Raw genomic sequence first — 19,595 nt, forward strand, 5'->3', positions numbered from 1 at the left:
TTGTGTCGTTTTTTTGCATTAAGCTATAAACACAACACCATGGAAATCATCACCAGAACCAAACAATTAAAAGCTATTTTCTCTTACGATAAAAAGGTAGAAATAGACGACAGACCGTTGGAAATACGCCCGTATCATTTCATCCAGAACACCGGGGTGAAGGAGATCGAGCAATTCCAGCAATTGATACCCCCCTGTGAATTTTGTCCCGTTCCGGACAATAACATCCAAGAGAATAAAAGTTTCTCGTACACAGTCTTCACCCCTCGCGGGACAAAGAAAATTGACAAAGCCATCCTGCTGCTGCACGGGCTGAACGAACGGAACTGGGACAAGTACCTGACGTGGGCGGAATACCTTGCACTCGCCACGGGTAAAGCCGTCATTCTTTTCCCTATCGCTTTTCACATGAACCGCACGCCGGGCACATGGTATAACCCGCGGGCACTGATGTCGTGGGTAACACGACGGAAGCAAGAAGTGGAACATCTCGACAACTCTACGTTCGTGAACGTCGCGCTGAGTTACCGCCTGTCGGATGCCCCGCTCCGTTTCTTTATCTCGGGTAAGGAATCCATGTTCAACCTATGGCAATTGCTCACGGAGATCAAGACGGGACAGCACCCCCTGTTCAAGCGGGATACCCCGGTAAACATTTTTGCTTACTCGATCGGTGCTTTCCTCTCGCAAATACTGATGTTAGCCAATCCCGACCGACTGCTGGACGACTGCCGCCTGTTCCTGTTTTGCGGCGGTTCGATATTCAGCCGAATGGACGGAAGCGCACGGGATATCATGGATCGGGAAGCATACAGAAAGGTGAAAGATTATTTTATGAATGATTTTCTCGTACCGGGCGAAGCACACCGTATGTTACCCGTGCTTTACGAGGAAGATTTCATGGAAAAAGCGTTCAAAGCCATGATTCGCCCCGAAATCATGCAGGATTACCGGGAATCATTCTTTGAACAGGCTCAAAACCGTATCCGGATTATCAGCCTCGCGAAAGATACCGTTATGCCTACGCGGGGTGTAGTGGAAGCCCTCGGCGCGAAAAACGCCGGAAAGATTCTGGAACAACTGGATTTCCCCTACGAGTACTCGCACCAGAACCCCTTCCCGACAAACACGGGAGCCACGCCGGAAATGTTGCACCAAGCCTTTGAAGGAGTTTTCAGTCGAGCGGCGAACTTCCTTTAACTCTCTTTCCCCGCTATCATATCCCGGATATTGTCGCGTTCACCGACAACCCACACGAGATCACCTTCCTTGAAGATCGTGTGACCGTTCGGGTTCATGATGGCATTATCGTCCCGTTCGACTCCCACGATCACGCAGTTGTAGCGATTGCCGACGTGTGATTCCGCCAGAGTCTGCTCAAGAAAAGGAAAATCGGGTTCCACGGTGAAGGATTGCAAGGTGACCTCTTCCTCGTGAATACCGTCACGGTTTTCCTCCTGCATTCGTTCCACCTCCGCGGAAAAACGTTGGATTTGCTCGTCGCTTCCCACGACAACGAGGCGATCTTGCGGGTAAACACGTTCCGTGTTATCGGGGATATTGATCTTGTGGTCGCCCCGAATAATTTCCACCACGCTGACACCGAAAGTCTTTCGGAAAGAGATTTCCCCGAGGGAAAGTCCGGCATAGGGGGAATTGGGCGACACGGTAATAGCAGTGAGGTGAATATCTTTGTCACTCAATTTCCGCTTGAAACTTGCACGTAGGGGATTACGACGGCGAGCCGCTTCCTCCCGCTGGTTCAGATTCAACAGAAAACGTTTCTCCAATCTGGCATACTGATTCAAGTCACGCCGAAAAACAAGGAATAACGCCAGTATCCCAAGGGCAATGATAATCACGATACCGTACTGGATATGGAAATACCTGATCAACACGAGTGACACGAAAAACGTCGCCACGAATACCCGGAAAAGCACCATCGACACCAGCCGTCCCCGGTTGTATTTACTATCATTCCAAAGACTCATGAATAATTCGCGCGAATTGTACTTGTTTGACACGAGCGCGATAAGAAACGGCGCCATCAGTACCAGTGTCAACACGACGGTAACCACGTTGTCGAGCACGGGCGAGTCGGGGAATTGATCTGTCATCAACGGGTATATCCCGTGTGTAGAAAGCAAGAAGACAGCGGTCAGTAATATACTGAATATCGAGAGGCGCCCAAGAAAGCTTTTCAACAGTTTTTTCCAATCGCTCTCGTGATTGATTGTCTTCGCACCGGAAGAATAGCGATCGAGGAAGTTGCAGGTACGATCGGGCAACACCCGGTACAACCAGTCAGCAAAAGGATCCGCGAGCCGGATAAAATAAGGCGTCGTGAAAGTCGTGATCACGGAAACGGCAACAATGATCGGGTAAACGTAATCGTCGAGAACTTTCAGCGACACGCCCAACGAGGCGATGATAAAGGCAAATTCCCCGATCTGCGCAAGGCTGAACCCGGATTTAACGGAAGTCTTCAGCGTTTGTCCCGACAAGAGGACGCCGAACGTCGAGAAGCAAGCTTTACCGACAATGGTCACCAGCGTGATGATCGCTACCGGCCACGCGTATTCCACGAGTATCGCCGGATCGACCAACATTCCCACGGAAACGAAAAAGATAGCCCCGAACAAGTCTTTCACCGGTTTGATAATATGCTCGATACGCTCCGCCTCCACCGTTTCCGCCAGTATGGAACCCATGATAAAAGCCCCGAGAGCGGCAGAGAATCCCGTTTCCGTTGCCAGCACCACCATACCGAGGCACAGACCGAGAGCGACGACCAATAATGTCTCGTCGTTCATCAACTTCTTGACTTTTTTCAATATCAAAGGAATGATAAATATCCCGATCAGGAACCAGAGGACAAGGAAGAAGATTACTTTAAAGACGCTCATGATGAGTTCCTCTCCCGCGAATTGCTGGCTGACCGCCATGGTGGAAAGCAACACCATCATCAATATTGCCACCAGATCTTCGACGACGAGCGTCCCGAACACAATCCCCGTGAATCGCTGGCTACGTAAACCCAGATCGTCAAATGCCTTGATGATAATCGTCGTGGAAGACATTGATAACATCCCCCCGAGGAAAATGCTGTTCATCGTTGACCACCCCAGCATATAGCCCACGAGATAACCGATAATCAGCATCGTGACCACCTCCGTGATCGCCGTGATAAACGCTGTCGAACCCACGTTCACCAACTTCTTGAAACTAAACTCCAGTCCTAGCGCGAAAAGCAGGAATACTACCCCGATTTCCGCCCAGATATTAATATTCTCGATATCCCCCACCGTGGGAAAAACATGCACGTAAGGGCCCGCGAGAAGTCCCGCCACGATATACCCCAACACAAGGGGTTGTTTGAGCCATTTAAACAAAAGGGTAATAATCCCCGCCGATACAAGAATGAGCGCGAGGTCGGTTATCAAAGTCGGTAAATGAGACATTATTTACTATTTAATGGTTAAATTGATGAAGAATACAAATATATTCATAAAATTAATACGATGAAAGAGGAAAAGACGTTTCAAAATAATGGAGAATTGAAAATGAAGGTATTCGTTATTTTTTAATAAAACTGAAACTGTGTTGGAAAGTATATCGTATACTCCAATAGATATAAACTCAAAACACTCGGATATGGAAATCAAGCACAATGAACAGATGCATCTGTTCGAAATTCAAGATAACGGCAAAACGGCCGTTGTGGAATACAAACCCTTTGACGGGGGGATCAACATAGTACATACATTCGTCCCGAAGCCCTTGCAAAGCAAAGGTTACGGCTCGGCGCTGGTAAAGCAGGCGCTGGATTATGCCAGAGAAAAGAAGTTGAAAGTAATTATCACGTGTCCTTTCGCTCGCGCTTACGTGGCACGACACAAGGAATACGAGGATTTGCTCTAAAATTCGTCTGGTAACAATACTTATCCCGGCTTGGTTTCTATACAGGATCAAGGTGATTATCAATATGCCAATTCGAAAATCAAGCTACCAAGGGACTGTTTCACGGAAACGATTTTCTTAAAAAGATAGAAATTTTAAATCTATACTTTGGAACATCGGTAAATTATAACAAACTTTGTGGTGAATTTAGAAGCGTGTAGTATGAATAGTTGTATTATCATTACAATATTAAGCGGCGTTATTTTATTACTCTTCTGCTTGTACATGAGAGCAAGGACGATGAGCAGTAAAAGAGGGCAAGAGATCGAGGCATCGGGAGCGTTATTTGATTTTATCCTGCAACATATTAAAGCGTATATCCTAGTTATCGACAAGGATTTTATCGTGGAGAAAACAAATTATTACACCGTGACTGATACACGGGACGATAACCGAAAAAAAAGAGTAGGTGAATTACTCCAGTGTGTCAACTCTTTCGAGAAAGGATGCGGGAACGGGGAACTTTGTCAGACCTGCCCCATCCGGCAAGCGATCACGGAAGCATTCCGCATGAGGAAGGACTTCTCGAATTTAGAAGCCGTTGTCAGCCTGCGCGTATCGGAGAAGAAGTCAATAAAGTGCAATGTTTCCGTGTCAGGATCGTACATGGATATGAACTGTCGCCCGGAAATGTTGATCACTATTCATGATATCACGGAACTGAAACAAGCCCAGATCAGATTGCAGGATGCGCTGGACAAGACGGGACGTATAGAGAAATCGAAATTCTCGTTTCTGGAGAAACTGGGTAACGATATTAACGATCAGTTGAATTGTATATTGGGGTGGGCAAATCTGGTCAGCACCGACAAGACGCTGACCGAGAACCAGCGCAACGAGTACATGAATCTTATCTACGAACATTCCGACCAGTTGTCGCATATGGCAAACGACGTGTTGCGACTGGCAAGAATCGATGCGCACAAGATAGAGCTTCAAATGACCACGTTCTGCCTGCACGAATTTTGTCAAGATATTCTGTTAATGCGCATGAACAACACGCACCCGAACGTGGAGTTATATTTGGAAGGTGACACCCCGAACCTGCTCGTCTACACCGACCAGCAGAAGTTGTACCAAGTGATCGTAAACCTTTTATCGAATGCCCAGAAGTTCACGAATAGGGGACATATCCGCCTGAGTTATTCCCTCAACAAGGAGCAAAACACGATCGACTTCGTGGTAGAGGATACCGGAAAAGGGATGCCCTCGAAGATTCATGCCAATCTTTTCGAGAGGTTCTACAAAGCGAATACCTTCACGGAAGGTACGGGACTTGGATTATCAATCTGTAAAGCATACATCGAGGCTATGGGCGGAACGATACAGTTCACCTCATCCGAGGGACGGGGAACACGTTTCCACTTTTCCATCAAGCGGGACCCGATTCCCGCCGGAGACGCAGCTCTTGACTTGTGCAAATAATTTATAAACCTTTGTCTTGTAACTTTCTTCTTCCGGTTTCCGTTTATTTCGGAAAATAAAAAAGAATGGAAACAACCGGTAAGCCAAAAGAGATCATAGGGCATCTTATGGTCTTGTCTACAATCATCATATACAGTTTCAACACGAACTTCATGAAGATCCTTATGCCCTCGTGGATAGGACCCCACGGGCTCGTGTTACTCCGCTGTACCATGATGGCCGCAGGATTCTGGCTGATCTCGTTGTTTCTTCCGACAAAAGGACAAGCGAAACCGACAAGAAAAGATATTCTAATGATGATGCTCGGGGGTGTACTCGGCATCGGTGGGAATTTATTACTTTATATCAACGGATTGAACATGACCGGTCCAGTGGATGCTTTCGTGATCCGTACCACCCAGCCGATCATCGTGATCGGTCTTGCCGTGCTTCTGTTACATGCCTCTTTTAACTGGTATAAGGCAATCGGTATCATACTCGGTCTTGCCGGGACAGTGTATGTATCCATAACTCCCCATGCCGGAGCGGTCAAGGATTCGGTCACGGGTGACGTTCTTATCTTCGTATCTTCCGTGTTTAACGCCTTGTACCTGATTTTAATAAAACCTTATACACAAAAGTTCAATTCCGTCATCGTTATGCGGTGGATGAGTCTGGCCGCCATGATTATCACGTTTCCGTTCGGTATTCATCAAGTCTTGAACGCCCCAATATTCACGTCCGTCGCACCGACACACATCTGGTTGGAACTGGGATTCACGCTCGTGTTCTCCACGATGCTCGCTTACTTCCTGAGCCTAAAAGCCTTGGTGTACATTACTCCATTCGTGGAAAGCGCATATATATATTTACTCCCTATCACGGGGGCTATCGTTTCTATCGCTATCGGCTTACAGAAATTCTCTTGGCACGACCCGATCGCCCTCGTACTGATCGTCATTGGATTTATTCTTATTAACAAGAAAACGAAGAAGCAAGTAAAAGAGCTTAGAGTTCAAAGTTAAAACTCTAAATGTCACAATTTCTTCACCTTCTTTTCAAGTTCGCCCATTTTCTCGCGATGCGCCTCAAGCGCCTCGTGCATTTTCCGTCGGGAGTCAGCGTTAGTCACGATCTCCGGGTACTCTACCATCAAGGACACAAGATTAGTTAATGCCTTGGCTTCCTCCACACTCTTCACCAAGATATCCACGTACAATTTTCTTTTTTCCTCGTTCGGGAATATAGCCTTTGCTTCTTCTTCCAAACCTTCTCTGTCAATTTCCGGGATTTCCACTTCTTCCATGATTTCTTTTCTTTTTAAATTTCCACACCTTATCACAATCAAAGCATTTATTCACCGACTTGAATATCGGGAACAACGCCGACAACAAGAAGTATATCACAATCATGATCACGTCGGGAGATTTCTTTACACCAATATTAGAAGAGCCACAAAAGGGACAACACGTCCTATCCGTGGTTTTATCCGCTTCAACAATCCATACCTCATCTTCTTGCACCAAATCGACCGAAGTAATATATCCCCCCTCTTGCAACAACTTCACCCCTTCCGACAAATGTTCGTCCCGCACCCACAACTTCACACCACCAATCGCATTAGAATAGAAATTATTTACTTGAGCTGTCAGCTCGTCCTGCAATAATGTATCTACTCCTGCCGACTCTAGGTATGCCTTTGCCATATAAGCATCTTGTGGATAAACGAAAGTCTTTATTATAGTCCAATTATTCATGATATCATGTATTTATCGCTGATTCGCGATATTATGATTGCAATTTATTATAATTTTAGGAGAATTCCAAACCTTTCACTAATTATCATCGTTCGTCTTTCACGCCACCCGCTGTATTTCTCTTACGATATAACTGAAAAGCATTAATACTATTTTGCCACAGAACATACGCCGCCGGACCTATGGAAGAGAGAGGCGACAGGTACACCTGTGCCATCCAGATAGCGAGAATCGTGTTTTTTTGCCCGAGTCCTTGTCCTCCCGCGATCCTTTCACCATATTTTTTCCCGATCCGACGCCCGAGAGCGAATTGCGCGATGCAAAGCACCAGAGCAGCGATAGCCATCAGAATCTCCGCCCCGTAGTCCTTACTATCCTGCTGCATGATAAAAAACACCGTTCTCCCCGTCACGATCGTCAGACTCAAACTCCACAGGTAAAACGAAATACTCTGGCGGGCACGCAATATTTTGTGCACGGAAGGAACAAAATACTCCAACACCCAAGCCCCGGCAAGAGGTAAAAGCAACAAAGGTCCCACCTGAGTGCAAATATACCAAACCGACTGACCGAACGACACCCCGTCCCGCACCCCAACCAACGAGAACATGACCGGAGCCACGATTGCCACGCAAAGATTGCTTGCCAGCGTGTAGGTTGCCAGACAAGGCACGCTTCCACCAAGCATCCCCGTGATCACCGCCGCCGCAACCGCCGTGGGAGCCAACACGCATATCATCATCGCCTCCGCCAACACCCGATCGAAATAGCATAGGACACCATACACGATCACGCTGCCGAAAACTTGTACCATCAACATCCATGCATGCAAACGGGTAAACCGCATCTCCCGTATCGACAAGCGACAACAAGTGATCAGCAACATCACGGAAATCAAATAAGGTGTCAGAAAAGCAAACAAATTAAAGAAGGAGTAAAATATACCCCCACCCAACATAGCCAACGGCAACATCCATGATCTTAATCGTTCCAGCACGTCTATCGGTTTTTACCCTGCAAAGGAACAATGAATTTAGCAATTATCAATCAAAAAATCATAAATTTCTACCCCTTTCACACTAAAATGGAAATAACAAAGGCAATATGAATATCATGACGATTCCCATGATAATCTGAAGCGGTAATCCCACTTTCACGTAATCCATAAACGTGTATTTCCCGGCAGACATCACCAAAGCATTAGGCGGCGTGGAGAACGGGGAAGCAAAACACATGCTCGCGGCAACCGTGACGGCAAAGAGGAACGGATAAGGGCTCACCCCCGTGTTTATGGCTGCCTGCATGGCAATAGGGGCTAAAAGCACTGCCGTTGCCGTGTTACTGATAAACATGGTCAACAATGATGTGGTGAAATAAATACCCGCCAAAAGGATAACAGGACCGAAACCACCTAAAGAATTCACTAATCCGGAAGAAATCACGGACGAAGCCCCCGTCTTCTCCAAGGCAAGCGACATGGGCAACATGGCTGCTATCAACACGATACTCTCCCAGTTTATCGTTTTATAGGCATCCTCCACGTTACGAAGACATCCGGTCAATACCATTAACAAGGCTGCCACGATTACCGCCGCCACGGGTGGAATCGGGATAGAATCGAAAACCATAGCCACAATCATCAGAAGCATGATTGCCGCCGCGACAGGTGCTTTGTGGTCCAGCGTAACCTTGGCAGCTTCTGCCAGCGGCTGACCCACCACCACCCACTCGGACTGCATCTCGTTCAAACGAGCAATATCCTGCCACGTACCTTGAACCAGCAAGGCATCACCGGAGTGCATTTTCTCGTCTTTCAAATCCTGTAATATGTATTTCCCGCCCCGTTGGATACCCAAGACATTGACACGGTATTTCTCCCGGAAACCGGAATCTTTGACAGCCCGGTTTATCAACTGCGAATTCGGCATCAATAACACCTCGGCAATCCCCATCTCCCCGAAGTTCACATCTTGTTTGACATGTTTATCGGAAACTTCGGCGGTATGCGTATCCAACAAATCCAAATGATTCTCCCCGACCAATACTTCCACTTGCGCGAATTGTCCCAGCACATAGAGGACATCCCCCTCCTGCAACGCCGTATCCGGACCCGCCAATCTCTGGTCTATGGTTTTCATGAAAGGATTTTGCGTGTTGGATTCTCGCCGTATTTCCAGAATAGTCAAGTTATATTTTCCCGTGATATTCAATTCGACCAACGTCTTGCCACAAAACAAAGAGTTTTTCTTCACCCCTACCCGAAACAGGTTTTGCGCGATCTGATACTCGTAAGCTAAATCTTTAACCGATTTATTTCTCGCTTTTTTCTCTATCTTTTTCTCATCTTTCTTTACAAGAAATATCTTACTTAACGGAATCAACACGATAATACCCACGAATACGCAAATAATACCCACGGGGGTAAAAGAGAAAAAGGATAACCCCTCGTATCCGGCTCCTAATAAGGCGTTTTGAATCACCAAGTTCGGCGGTGTACCAATCAAGGTTGCCATACCTCCCATGCTACTGGCAAACGCCAACGGCATCAAATAACGACTGGGACTCACTTTGGCACTTACCGCCATACTCACGACGATAGGAAGCATGAGCGCCACGGTTCCGGTATTACTCACGAAAGCACCGATAGCGGCAGTCACCAGCATAATGAGGATAAAAAGTTTTAACTCGCTATCCCCCGCGAGTTTCAATATCTTACTACTGATCATCTTAGCCAATCCGGTCTGAAATATCGCACCCCCGACGACAAATAACCCGATCATCATGATCACGATTGAATTGGAGAAACCGGAAAGAGCCTCTTCCGGTGTCAATATATTGAACAGAATCAAAAGAACTAAAGCACAAAGCGCAACGACATCAGATCTTATCTTACCATTTACAAAAAAGAACGCGGATAAAGCTAAAATAATCAGGGTTACAGTCATGTTTTATCAAGTTTGTATCATTATGTTTCTTTAATATTAATATTTAAAATTACTCTAGCGAGCCTCCCACTATGTCCATTAATTCTGCCGTGATGTTCTGTTGCCGGAGTTTATTATATTCCAGTTGCAGACCTTTCAACAGCTTGATAGCATTATCATTTGCCATTTGCATGGAGAGTATCCGGGATGCCTGTTCCGAAGTTTGGTTTTCCAACAAATAGCGATACATGATGGAATGAATTACCAAAGGGTACACCGTTTCCAGAATCTCTTCACAATTAGGCTCGTAGATATAAACTGTGTTCTGTTCCTTTCCGGAGAGAACATTTGTTTCCCGCGGCACCCACGGGAGCAACTGCACGCGGGTGACGATCTGCGTGCCCATACTCTTGTAATGAGAGTATATCACGTCTACCCGATCAATTTCTTTTGCCATAAAACGTCGGATCAACTCGTCCGCCAAGGCCGTACACCCGTCAGCATACTGTTTTGCCTCGAAGAACTCGGGTATTTCCATCGTTTCCACCCCTGCCGTCCGCTTCACCTCGTTCACGATCTTTCTACCTATGGGATACACCTGTATCGGCGATTTCACTTGAGTACTATACTCGTTCAGGGTTTCCAACAACTTCTTGTACTGTGTCAGGTTAAAAGCCCCGCATAATCCCTCGTTAGCGGCAAAAATGACAACAGCCACCCGTTGCACCGTTCTCTCTTGGCTTAACGGGGACTGATAGTCACATGTCTGCGCCGCGATATGATCCAATATATTCTGTAACTGTTCCATGTAAGGTCGGGCGTTATTCAACGCATTTTCGGACTTTCTCAACCTTGCCGATGAAATCATCTTCATCGCCCCGGTAATCTTCTGAGAAGAGTGTACCGAACTAATCCTTCCTTTCAATTCACGTGTAGATGCCATAGTCAGTTTATAAGGTTTATAAGGTTTATAAGGTTTATAAAGTTCATAAGGTTTGTAAGGTTGTAAAGTTCATAAGATTTTGGAACCCGCAGGCTTTGTTTACGGCAGTTCACGCTGCCATTAAATCTTGTCCGAAGGACACCCGTTACTTTATAAACTTTATGAACTTTACAAACTTTATGAACTCTAATCATTAAACGTTTGTGCCACATCCCCGGCAACTTCTTCCAGTAGCTTGGAAATATTTTCATCCAGCATACCCTTACTCAACGGTTCAAGAATCTCCTTTTGGTATCTGGAACGCAAGATTTCCAAAAACATTTTTTCAAATTCGGCAATATGTTTTATTGCCACATTCCGTAACAATCCTTGGGTACCGCAATATATAACAGCAATTTCTTCCTCCACGGGCATCGGGGAATGTTGGGGTTGTATCAATAATTGTGCGTTCTTACGCCCTTTGTCTATCACCATTTCCGTCACGGAATCCATATCACCGCCGAATTTGGAGAACGATTCCAGTTCCCGGTATTGTGCCTGATCGATCTTCAGCGTTCCGGCTATCTTTTTCATGGCCTTTAACTGGGCGTTACCACCGACACGGGATACCGAAATACCCACGTTAATTGCCGGACGCATACCCTCGTTAAACAAACTGGCTTCAAGAAATATCTGACCGTCCGTGATAGAGATCACGTTCGTGGGAATATATGCCGATACGTCGCCCGCCTGTGTCTCGATAATCGGTAAGGCTGTCAACGAACCGCCCCCTTTCACCATCGGTTTCAAGTTTTCCGGCAGATCATTCATCGTCAGTGCCATCTCATCGCTGGAAATAATACGCGCAGCTCTTTCCAATAAACGGGAATGCAGGTAGAAAATATCACCCGGATAAGCCTCACGACCTGACGGACGACGCAAAATCAAAGATATCTCCCGGTAAGCTACCGCCTGCTTGGAAAGATCGTCATATATCACAAGTGCATTACGTCCGCTATCCCGGAAATACTCGCCAATAGTTGCCCCGGCAAACGGTGCGTAATACCGCATGGCTGCCGAATCAGAGGCGTTTGCCGCCACCACGACCGTGTATTCCATGGCACCCCGCTCCTGCAACGTGTTCACGAGCATAGCCACAGAGGATGCTTTTTGCCCGATAGCCACGTAAATACAATAAACCGGATCACCTTTGTCAAAATACCTTTTTTGGTTCAATATCGTATCCACCGCGATAGAGGTCTTCCCCGTCTGTCGATCACCGATAATTAGCTCCCGCTGCCCGCGTCCGATAGGCACCATAGAGTCGATAGCCTTGATACCTGTCTGCAAAGGTTCTTTCACCGGTTGACGATAGATTACACCCGGAGCCTTACGTTCCAACGGCAACTGCATTAAATCACCCTGAATCGCACCAACCCCGTCGATCGGATCACCCAAAGTATTAATCACCCGCCCGAGCAAACCTTCTCCCACCTTGATGGAAGCGATGTTCCCGGTACGCTTCACCGTGTAATTCTCTTTCACGCGGTCGCCGGCATTCATCAGAATCACACCCACGTTGTCCTCCTCCAAGTTCATAGCGACTCCCCGAACCCCGTTCTCAAATTCGAGCAACTCGTTTGCCCGAACATTATCCAACCCGAAGACATGGGCAACCCCGTCACCTACTTCCATCACTCTACCCACTTCTTCAAAAACCATTCGAGTATCCACCTCCTTGAGCTGCATCTCTAATATATCCGATATTTCATTCGCTTTCAACATAAATTTATACAATTGAAAATTGAAAATTGAAAATTGAAAATGACTTTCCAAATTTCTTATAATCGCTGAATCGTCAATTATTGAATCACGGAATTACCGAGTCAATAATTCTCTTCCAGTCCTAACCCTACTCCTATCTCCTTCAGTTCCTTCATCAACGAGGCATCTAATTGCTCCGTACCGATCTGTAACACGAAACCACCGATAATCGTCGAATCAACTTTATGGACAAATTCTATCTTTTTCGAGGCATAGCGACGTTTCACGTAATCCTCTATTTGTTCCAGAGCCTCCTTCGACAATTCCACCGCGGTGGTAATCTTCACCCGGATGATGCCGTAAGCCTCCCGGTAGAGTTTTTGGAACATCAGACAGATTTGTCTTACATACATCTCCCGGTGATTCTTTATCAACAAACGAATCCCCTTGATATACGCTTCTCCCGGCTCGATTCCGATAGCCGTGGAAAGAAGCATCTCCTTATCCCCGGGTGACAACAACGGATTCAACAAAGCCTTTTGCAAATCGGGGTGAGCGATATAGTTTATCTCGAATAATTTCATCTTCTCGTAAACCAAATCGGCAGCACCCAGTTCTTGCGAGTATCGAAGCAGAGCCTTCGCGTATCTACGAGCAATCAATCCTTCGTCCATACCTTCCTCCTTTACTCTTTATTTTCAAGCTCGTCCAACAGCTTACCGATAATCTCCATTTGAGCCTTATCGGAAGACAGATCTTTCCGCATCACCTTCTCTGCTATCTGCAAAGACAAAGATGCCACTTGTACCCGTAATTGCCGTTCCGCTTCTCTTTTCGCCTGCTCTATTGATAAGTTGGCAGCTTCTCTCACCCGTTGCGCCTCGTTCTCCGCTGCCTTGCGTGCATCCGCTATCATCTCCCGTTTCAGTCGTTCCGTCTGCTGCAGCACGTCCAATTGTTGCTTGTGCGCTTCCGCCAGCAACGTCTTGACATCTGCCTGTGCCTTCTCCCGGTCTTCCTTCGCTTCTTGAGCATAAACCACGCCTTTATCGATAAAATCCGCCCGTTCGTCCAACATACGGACAATGGCAGGCCAAGCGTATTTTGCCAAGATGCCGAAAAGAATCAAGAAGACAACTAGCATCCAAAACACTAATCCGAATTCCGGTGTAAACAATGACATAGCTTCTTTTTATACAAACAATGCTAATAAACAAACGATAATCGCGAAAAGGGCAACACCCTCTATCAACGCGGCAATCACAATCATATTCGTCCTGATATTATTCGTTTCTTCCGGCTGACGGGCAATAGCGTCCATAGCAGAAGAACCGATCTTACCAATACCGATACCGGCACCAATAGCGGCGATACCCGCACCAACACAAGCACCTATCTTTGCCAGACTCATTCCGGCTACCGCGGCTTCCAATAAAATTAAACTTTCCATAACCTTATTTATTTTAGATTTATTGATTCAAATTATTCTATTATAAATCACTCAATCGCTTCACTCTCGCTAACCCGATAAATATCGTCGACAGTAACATAAACACGTACGCTTGGATAAATCCGATCAACACGTGTATCAAGTTCATAAACACCGCAAACAGTACCGAGAATATCGTTGTCACCCCGACAACCACCTGCCCCATCACGCCGAACATGAATATCAACGAAATCAATACCAGTACTATCAAGTGTCCTCCCAGCATATTCGCGAAAAGACGAATCATAAGAGCGATAGGTTTCGTGAATACCCCGAAAATCTCGATTATCGGCAACAAGGGCACCGGACATTTCAACGCGAACGGTACATCCGGCCAGAAAATCTCTTTCCAGTATTCCTTCGTTCCCGACACGTTCACCACGACAAAGGTACAAACTGCCAGTACAAGCGTGATAGACATATTTCCCATTACATTTGCTCCCCCGGGGAAGAACGCAACCAATCCCATCAAGTTAGAGATGAATATAAAGAAAAACAATGTCAGTAGATAAGGCGCGTATTTTCTCGCCTCTTTTCCCAACACGCTCACGATAACCTCTTTGTACAACATCTCCACGACCATCTCGATTGAACCGACACCCTTTCTAGGGGCTTTGTATTTGTTTTTCCGGTAATAACGCACCAACGAAAAGGCGATTAACATGGTAATCAAAGCGCTTATCATGATAGAAAACGCGTTTTTCGTGATAGAGAAATCATACGGACGATACACGTTTCCCGTCGCGTCCGTGGCGACAATCTTCCCCTCGTGAGTTCCCTCGCGGGCGATATAAAATCCCTCGTATTCCTTCCCGTTCTCCAGACGCGTGGAACTGAACACGTGCCAACTTCCGTCTATTCCCCTAACAATCACGGGCAATGGAAGAGTCACACGCCCCACGATATTCCAACCGTATTCATCACCAAGGTGCTCGAAAATGGTTTCTTTCGGGTTAAACGCTTTCGCTTCTTCCTCGACTTCCTGCCCCAGCGAATCCACCCGAGCAACAATTTCATCTTCCGTTGTCAGTGTATCATTCACGGCAACAACCTCCCGTGCGGACACGTTCAAAGCCACCGTCAGCGAAAAGAATACCGTCAATATATGTCTTGCATAACCTTTCATTCGTTTATCAATTTATACATACCACCACGTTGTTATCCCGCACCTCCACGACTCCTCCTTTTATATCAATTCCCTTCTCCCCGCTCGCCCCCCGGTAAACCAGCTTTCCCGCTGTCAACGTGGACACTAACGGGGCGTGATGCTCCAATACCGTGAACTGTCCCACCGTACCGGGTAGTTTCACCATTTGCACTTCACCTTTATAAAGCACTTTTTCCGGAGATACTATTCTTAAAACCATCCTGATTAATTTTAGATTTATGATTTTAGATTACAGCCGCACGAGCGAACGCTTTTGATTTTAGATTTTAGATTTTAAATTGAACTCCTCCGCTCTTCGGGCACCTCCCCTATCATCGTTCATTTCATTTTCAATTTTCAACTTTCAATTTTCAATTGCTTTTCGCTTTCTCCATCATCTCTTTTCCTTTCTTGATCACGTCGTCAATCGTTCCGGCGTTCATAAAGGCTTGTTCAGGGTACTCGTCCATATCGCCATCCAAAATCATCTTGAACCCGCGAATAGTTTCCTCCAGTGGAACCATCACACCCGGAATACCCGTGAATTGCTCCGCCACATGGAATGGTTGTGACAAGAAACGTTGCGCCCGTCTGGCACGAGCCACGACAATCTTATCCGAATCCGACAACTCATCCACTCCCAATATGGCAATAATATCTTGTAACTCGTTATAATGCTGCAACAATTCGATAACCCTCTGCGCCGTGTGATAATGTTCTTCACCCACGATAGCCGGGTCAAGAATACGTGAATTCGATTCCAAGGGGTCCACTGCCGGATAAATACCCAATTCTGTGATCTTACGGCTCAATACCGTGGTCGCATCCAAGAAACTGAATGTCGTCGCCGGAGCGGGGTCAGTCAAGTCGTCCGCCGGCACGTAAATAGCTTGAATAGATGTAATCGAACCGTTTTTCGTCGAAGTGATGCGCTCCTGCAATTTACCCATCTCCGATGCCAACGTGGGTTGATAGCCCACCGCCGACGGCATACGTCCCAGCAACGCCGAAACTTCCGAACCCGCTTGCGTGAAACGGAATATATTATCAATAAAGAACAATATCTCCTTACCGCCTTCATTCGAATCCCGGAACATCTCCGCCACGGTCAATCCCGACAAAGCCACCCGCAAACGTGCCCCGGGGGGCTCGTTCATCTGCCCGAACACGAGCGTGGCCTGTGATTCCCGCACTTTATCCATGTCCACGCTTTCCAAATCCCATTTGCCTTGAGCCATTTCCTCCTTGAACTTGTCGCCGTAATTAATAACACCCGACTCGATCATCTCCCGCAAAAGGTCATTCCCCTCACGCGTACGTTCACCGACTCCAGCAAACACGGAATACCCGTTATGTCCCTTGGCTATATTATTGATCATTTCCATGATTAACACGGTTTTACCGACACCGGCACCACCGAACAAACCGATTTTCCCCCCTTTGGAATAAGGTTCCAGTAAATCGATCACCTTGATACCCGTCAATAACAATTCTTCCTGTATGGACAAATCCTCGAATTTCGGGGCTTCCCGGTGAATGGAAAGCGTATCTTTGTATTCCAACGGGGACAGATAATCAATAGCATCACCCGTCACGTTCAACAGACGTCCCTTAATCTGATCGCCCGTGGGCATCGTCAACGTCCGCCCCAAGTCAACCACTTTCATCCCGCGATACAACCCGTCCGTCGTATCCATTGCCACGCAGCGCACCGTGTCTTCACCCACGTGCTGTTCAACCTCGACAATCAACTTGGCTCCATTGTCCCGCTCGATTTCAAGCGCCTCGTAAATAGGTGGCAAATCTCCCCCGTCATTCTCGAAAATCACGTCCACGACAGGACCAATCACTTGCGTCACGTACCCGACATTCTGTCTCATAATATATAATTTAAACGTTCTTTAAATGCTTACTTTTAACTTTAACGTATATTTACCGGGAAAGTTTCTTTCCAACAAACTTTCTACACGCTTTTTTTCTCCCTTGCACGAGAGAATATATCCCGGCAATACCGCTAAATAACCAAACGACCTATCCGATAGATATAAAATCCATGGACATGCTTTGTGAATAAATATTCTCGGAATTTTTCCCGACAAATAATGTGATGTGACTTCAAGACCGAATCATGGCACGAGAGCAGTTTAGACAAACCACCTCTTTTTTCTTTTTCAATACCCGTATCGCCCGGTAAATCAATTGATGCGGATAGAATAAACGCACCACCAACGAAATCGTAGGTTCTTGCCAAATCGCTCAAAGTAAATTCCCCGTCCAACCGGGTAGAAGCGAAATACTCCGTCCTGTTCTCCGTACGTCCTTCAAACGTGTTCTCCCCGGACAAAACATTTATCCCGAAACAAAACGTTATAATAACGACAGACAATATTTTCAACCAAAACTTCATATTTCCTTTTTATTGTTCTGTGGGATATAGTGCAATTTCCATACCAAAACACCCCAACGGTGGAAAAAAAAAGACTTACCCGCATCCACTCCTCGGGGAAAGCTATGTGCAACTTGCACGAGTCGTTTTACTCAATCTAAAATCACTAAATCTAAAATTATTAAAGTTTTATACTTTCCAGTGCCTTCAAAGCAATCTCGTCCTTGGCATCCAACGCCAGCACCTTAGAGAAAAACTCCTTTGCTTCCTCGTATTCACCTTTTGCCGAATCGGGATTTCCATTATTTTTCGTCGTGATAGCATCGGCAACAACGTAATGGTAATACCCCAGATACTTGTAACTCTCTATCAGTTCCCGTTTATAACGTTCCGTGTTCGACAGTCCTATTTCTACCACTTTCTCGTAATAAGGTTTTGCCAACCCTTCCAAGGTTTCCGGATCGAGCATCGAATTAACGCGTGCCCGCCAGAAATATCCCACGTAACTACTCGGCACCTTGTCACTCAATGCGGCAAACAAACTATCGGCTTTCACGAGTTCCGCTTTCTGTTCGTCAACAACGGAATCCCGGCAAGCCATGTTATAATAGCATTTGCCCAATTTCAATAAATCTTCCGCCGACGCCTCTCCAGCATAATCAATATAACGATTGTAATATACCACGGCCGAATCCAATTGATTGGTCTTCGCGAAAATATCCGCGATTTCCTTGTTCAACTCTTGATGTTTGGCATCCGTTTGCAAAGCCTTCTCGTAAAACACCACGGCATCATTGTAATTCTTGTTTGCCTCCAATTGCTCGGCATAACACAGGAAATCCTGATAAATCTGATGCTCTTCCGGGGTTGACTCTATAAAATGCCGGATAGCCTGCAAACACTTCTCCCCGTCTTCCCGCTTCGCCAGACAGTACGCGTACAACCGTTTCGCCACTAAATTATCCGGTCGTTCATTCAACACTTGTTCCAGCACGGGCAACATCCCGGCATATTGCTTGTCGAAATACAATATCCCCGCGTAACGAAGCAAATTCTCCGTGTCGTAATACCCCGAACGGATAAACTTAGTATAATTCTCTGCCGCCGCCTTACTGTTTCCGGACATCTCGTGCAATTCTCCCAAGGAACAGTAAGCCCCGCAAAAATCGGGCGATATCTCGCGCACTTTATTCAACTTCTCGAGAGAAAGCGAACGATTGGTGGACATATATATCTGTGCCTGCTTCAAATAAGCCCCCAGACAATCCGGAGAAAAATAAGTAGCCGACTCGTACTTGGCACAAGCATCCCCGGTATGTCCCTGCATCACCAGAATGTCGCCTTCCACGAGGTAGGGCAAACCGCTCTTGTCATCCAACTCTTTTGCCTTATTCACGTGCTCCATCGCCTTCGCGGCATCACCGGCGTGCAAGTAAGCCCTCGCGATAGCGATTTGCAGGGTAGCGTCTTTCTTATACCCTTTCGTTCCGAGGGCATCCTTCAATAAAGCCTCCGCGCCGGAAGGATCGTCATTCAACTTCAGACTTGCCTGTCCCACCCGATTGTACGGGTAATCCGGTTGCAATCCCACGCCTTTATCGTAATAAAAACCGGCAGAATCCCTCCGCCCTAGCGTCAGATAACATTCCCCGAGGTAATAACACGCCTCAGCCTGCCGTACATTATCCGTCAGCGTCGGCAGATTATCCAGAAAAAACACTTTTGCCGCACCGGTCATTCCCGACTCGTAGAGATCTATCCCTACCCTGTTATCTGCCGCCTTCACGCTCATGGAAAGGAGCGAAAAGAACAGTCCGTATAATATCCATTTTGTATTCATCG

At 46.5% G+C, this 19,595-nt stretch carries 19 protein-coding genes; 4 read left to right on the plus strand and 15 right to left on the minus strand.

Annotation, left to right across the window (positions count from 1 at the left end; all coding sequences use genetic code 11):
- Positions 1–39: 39 nt before the first annotated feature.
- A complete protein-coding gene (locus tag CS948_RS16895) occupies positions 40–1,200 on the plus strand; it encodes a DUF6051 family protein (RefSeq protein WP_099294641.1) in 1,161 nt (386 codons plus the stop codon).
- Here CS948_RS16895 and CS948_RS16900 read toward each other — a convergent pair.
- Positions 1,197–3,461 (minus strand): cation:proton antiporter, encoded by a 2,265-nt coding sequence (locus CS948_RS16900; protein WP_099292957.1) that lies wholly within the window; start codon positions 3,459–3,461, stop codon positions 1,197–1,199. The two genes, CS948_RS16895 and CS948_RS16900, sit on opposite strands and share 4 nt — an antisense overlap.
- Positions 3,462–3,654: 193 nt before the next feature.
- On the opposite strand from CS948_RS16900, the gene CS948_RS16905 reads away from it, so the two are divergent.
- The 3 genes from CS948_RS16905 to CS948_RS16915 all read left to right on the plus strand — a co-directional run bounded on the left by CS948_RS16905 (position 3,655) and on the right by CS948_RS16915 (position 6,389).
- Positions 3,655–3,921 (plus strand): GNAT family N-acetyltransferase, encoded by a 267-nt coding sequence (locus CS948_RS16905; RefSeq protein WP_099292959.1) that lies wholly within the window; start codon positions 3,655–3,657, stop codon positions 3,919–3,921.
- A gap of 201 nt (positions 3,922–4,122) precedes the next feature.
- A complete protein-coding gene (locus CS948_RS16910; RefSeq protein WP_099292961.1) occupies positions 4,123–5,385 on the plus strand; it encodes a sensor histidine kinase KdpD in 1,263 nt (420 codons plus the stop codon).
- 65 nt (positions 5,386–5,450) lie between these two features.
- Entirely contained in the window at positions 5,451–6,389 is a 939-nt protein-coding gene (locus CS948_RS16915; protein WP_099292963.1) for a DMT family transporter, read from the plus strand.
- An 11-nt stretch (positions 6,390–6,400) separates the two neighbouring features.
- Here CS948_RS16915 and CS948_RS16920 read toward each other — a convergent pair whose 3' ends face one another.
- The 14 genes from CS948_RS16920 to CS948_RS16985 form a co-directional block, all read right to left on the minus strand.
- On the minus strand, positions 6,401–6,670 hold the full coding sequence (locus CS948_RS16920) for a hypothetical protein (RefSeq protein WP_099292965.1): 270 nt from the start codon (positions 6,668–6,670) through the stop codon (positions 6,401–6,403).
- A complete protein-coding gene (locus CS948_RS16925) occupies positions 6,642–7,121 on the minus strand; it encodes a putative signal transducing protein (protein ID WP_099292967.1) in 480 nt (159 codons plus the stop codon). Before CS948_RS16925 ends, CS948_RS16920 begins: the two co-directional genes overlap by 29 nt.
- Before the next feature lie 85 nt (positions 7,122–7,206).
- Positions 7,207–8,118: a transporter gene (locus tag CS948_RS16930; RefSeq protein WP_099292969.1), complete on the minus strand. Its 912-nt coding sequence runs from the start codon at positions 8,116–8,118 to the stop codon at positions 7,207–7,209.
- An 82-nt stretch (positions 8,119–8,200) separates the two neighbouring features.
- Positions 8,201–10,066 (minus strand): SLC13 family permease, encoded by a 1,866-nt coding sequence (locus tag CS948_RS16935; RefSeq protein ID WP_099292971.1) that lies wholly within the window; start codon positions 10,064–10,066, stop codon positions 8,201–8,203.
- 49 nt (positions 10,067–10,115) lie between these two features.
- Positions 10,116–10,988, minus strand: a complete 873-nt coding sequence (atpG, locus tag CS948_RS16940) for an ATP synthase F1 subunit gamma (protein WP_099292973.1) — start codon at positions 10,986–10,988, stop codon at positions 10,116–10,118.
- A 186-nt stretch (positions 10,989–11,174) separates the two neighbouring features.
- On the minus strand, positions 11,175–12,752 hold the full coding sequence (gene atpA / locus CS948_RS16945) for a F0F1 ATP synthase subunit alpha (RefSeq protein ID WP_099292975.1): 1,578 nt from the start codon (positions 12,750–12,752) through the stop codon (positions 11,175–11,177).
- A gap of 101 nt (positions 12,753–12,853) precedes the next feature.
- On the minus strand, positions 12,854–13,405 hold the full coding sequence (atpH, locus tag CS948_RS16950) for an ATP synthase F1 subunit delta (RefSeq protein ID WP_099292977.1): 552 nt from the start codon (positions 13,403–13,405) through the stop codon (positions 12,854–12,856).
- Positions 13,406–13,416: 11 nt separating this feature from the next.
- Positions 13,417–13,914, minus strand: a complete 498-nt coding sequence (gene atpF, locus CS948_RS16955; RefSeq protein ID WP_099292979.1) for a F0F1 ATP synthase subunit B — start codon at positions 13,912–13,914, stop codon at positions 13,417–13,419.
- A gap of 9 nt (positions 13,915–13,923) precedes the next feature.
- Positions 13,924–14,181: an ATP synthase F0 subunit C gene (atpE, locus tag CS948_RS16960; protein ID WP_099292981.1), complete on the minus strand. Its 258-nt coding sequence runs from the start codon at positions 14,179–14,181 to the stop codon at positions 13,924–13,926.
- A gap of 40 nt (positions 14,182–14,221) precedes the next feature.
- Positions 14,222–15,346, minus strand: coding sequence for a F0F1 ATP synthase subunit A (atpB, locus tag CS948_RS16965; RefSeq protein WP_099292983.1), 1,125 nt, complete (start codon positions 15,344–15,346; stop codon positions 14,222–14,224).
- Between the two features lie 7 nt (positions 15,347–15,353).
- Entirely contained in the window at positions 15,354–15,587 is a 234-nt protein-coding gene (gene atpC, locus CS948_RS16970; RefSeq protein ID WP_099292985.1) for an ATP synthase F1 subunit epsilon, read from the minus strand.
- 151 nt (positions 15,588–15,738) lie between these two features.
- Positions 15,739–17,247, minus strand: a complete 1,509-nt coding sequence (gene atpD, locus CS948_RS16975) for a F0F1 ATP synthase subunit beta (protein ID WP_099292987.1) — start codon at positions 17,245–17,247, stop codon at positions 15,739–15,741.
- A gap of 134 nt (positions 17,248–17,381) precedes the next feature.
- On the minus strand, positions 17,382–17,774 hold the full coding sequence (locus CS948_RS16980; protein WP_099292989.1) for a hypothetical protein: 393 nt from the start codon (positions 17,772–17,774) through the stop codon (positions 17,382–17,384).
- A gap of 160 nt (positions 17,775–17,934) precedes the next feature.
- Entirely contained in the window at positions 17,935–19,593 is a 1,659-nt protein-coding gene (locus CS948_RS16985) for a tetratricopeptide repeat protein (protein ID WP_099292991.1), read from the minus strand.
- Between the last annotated feature and the right edge of the window lie 2 nt (positions 19,594–19,595).

This window comes from Butyricimonas sp. Marseille-P3923 (genome assembly GCF_900184685.1).
In the GTDB taxonomy this organism is placed as follows: Bacteria; Bacteroidota; Bacteroidia; order Bacteroidales; family Marinifilaceae; genus Butyricimonas; species Butyricimonas muris.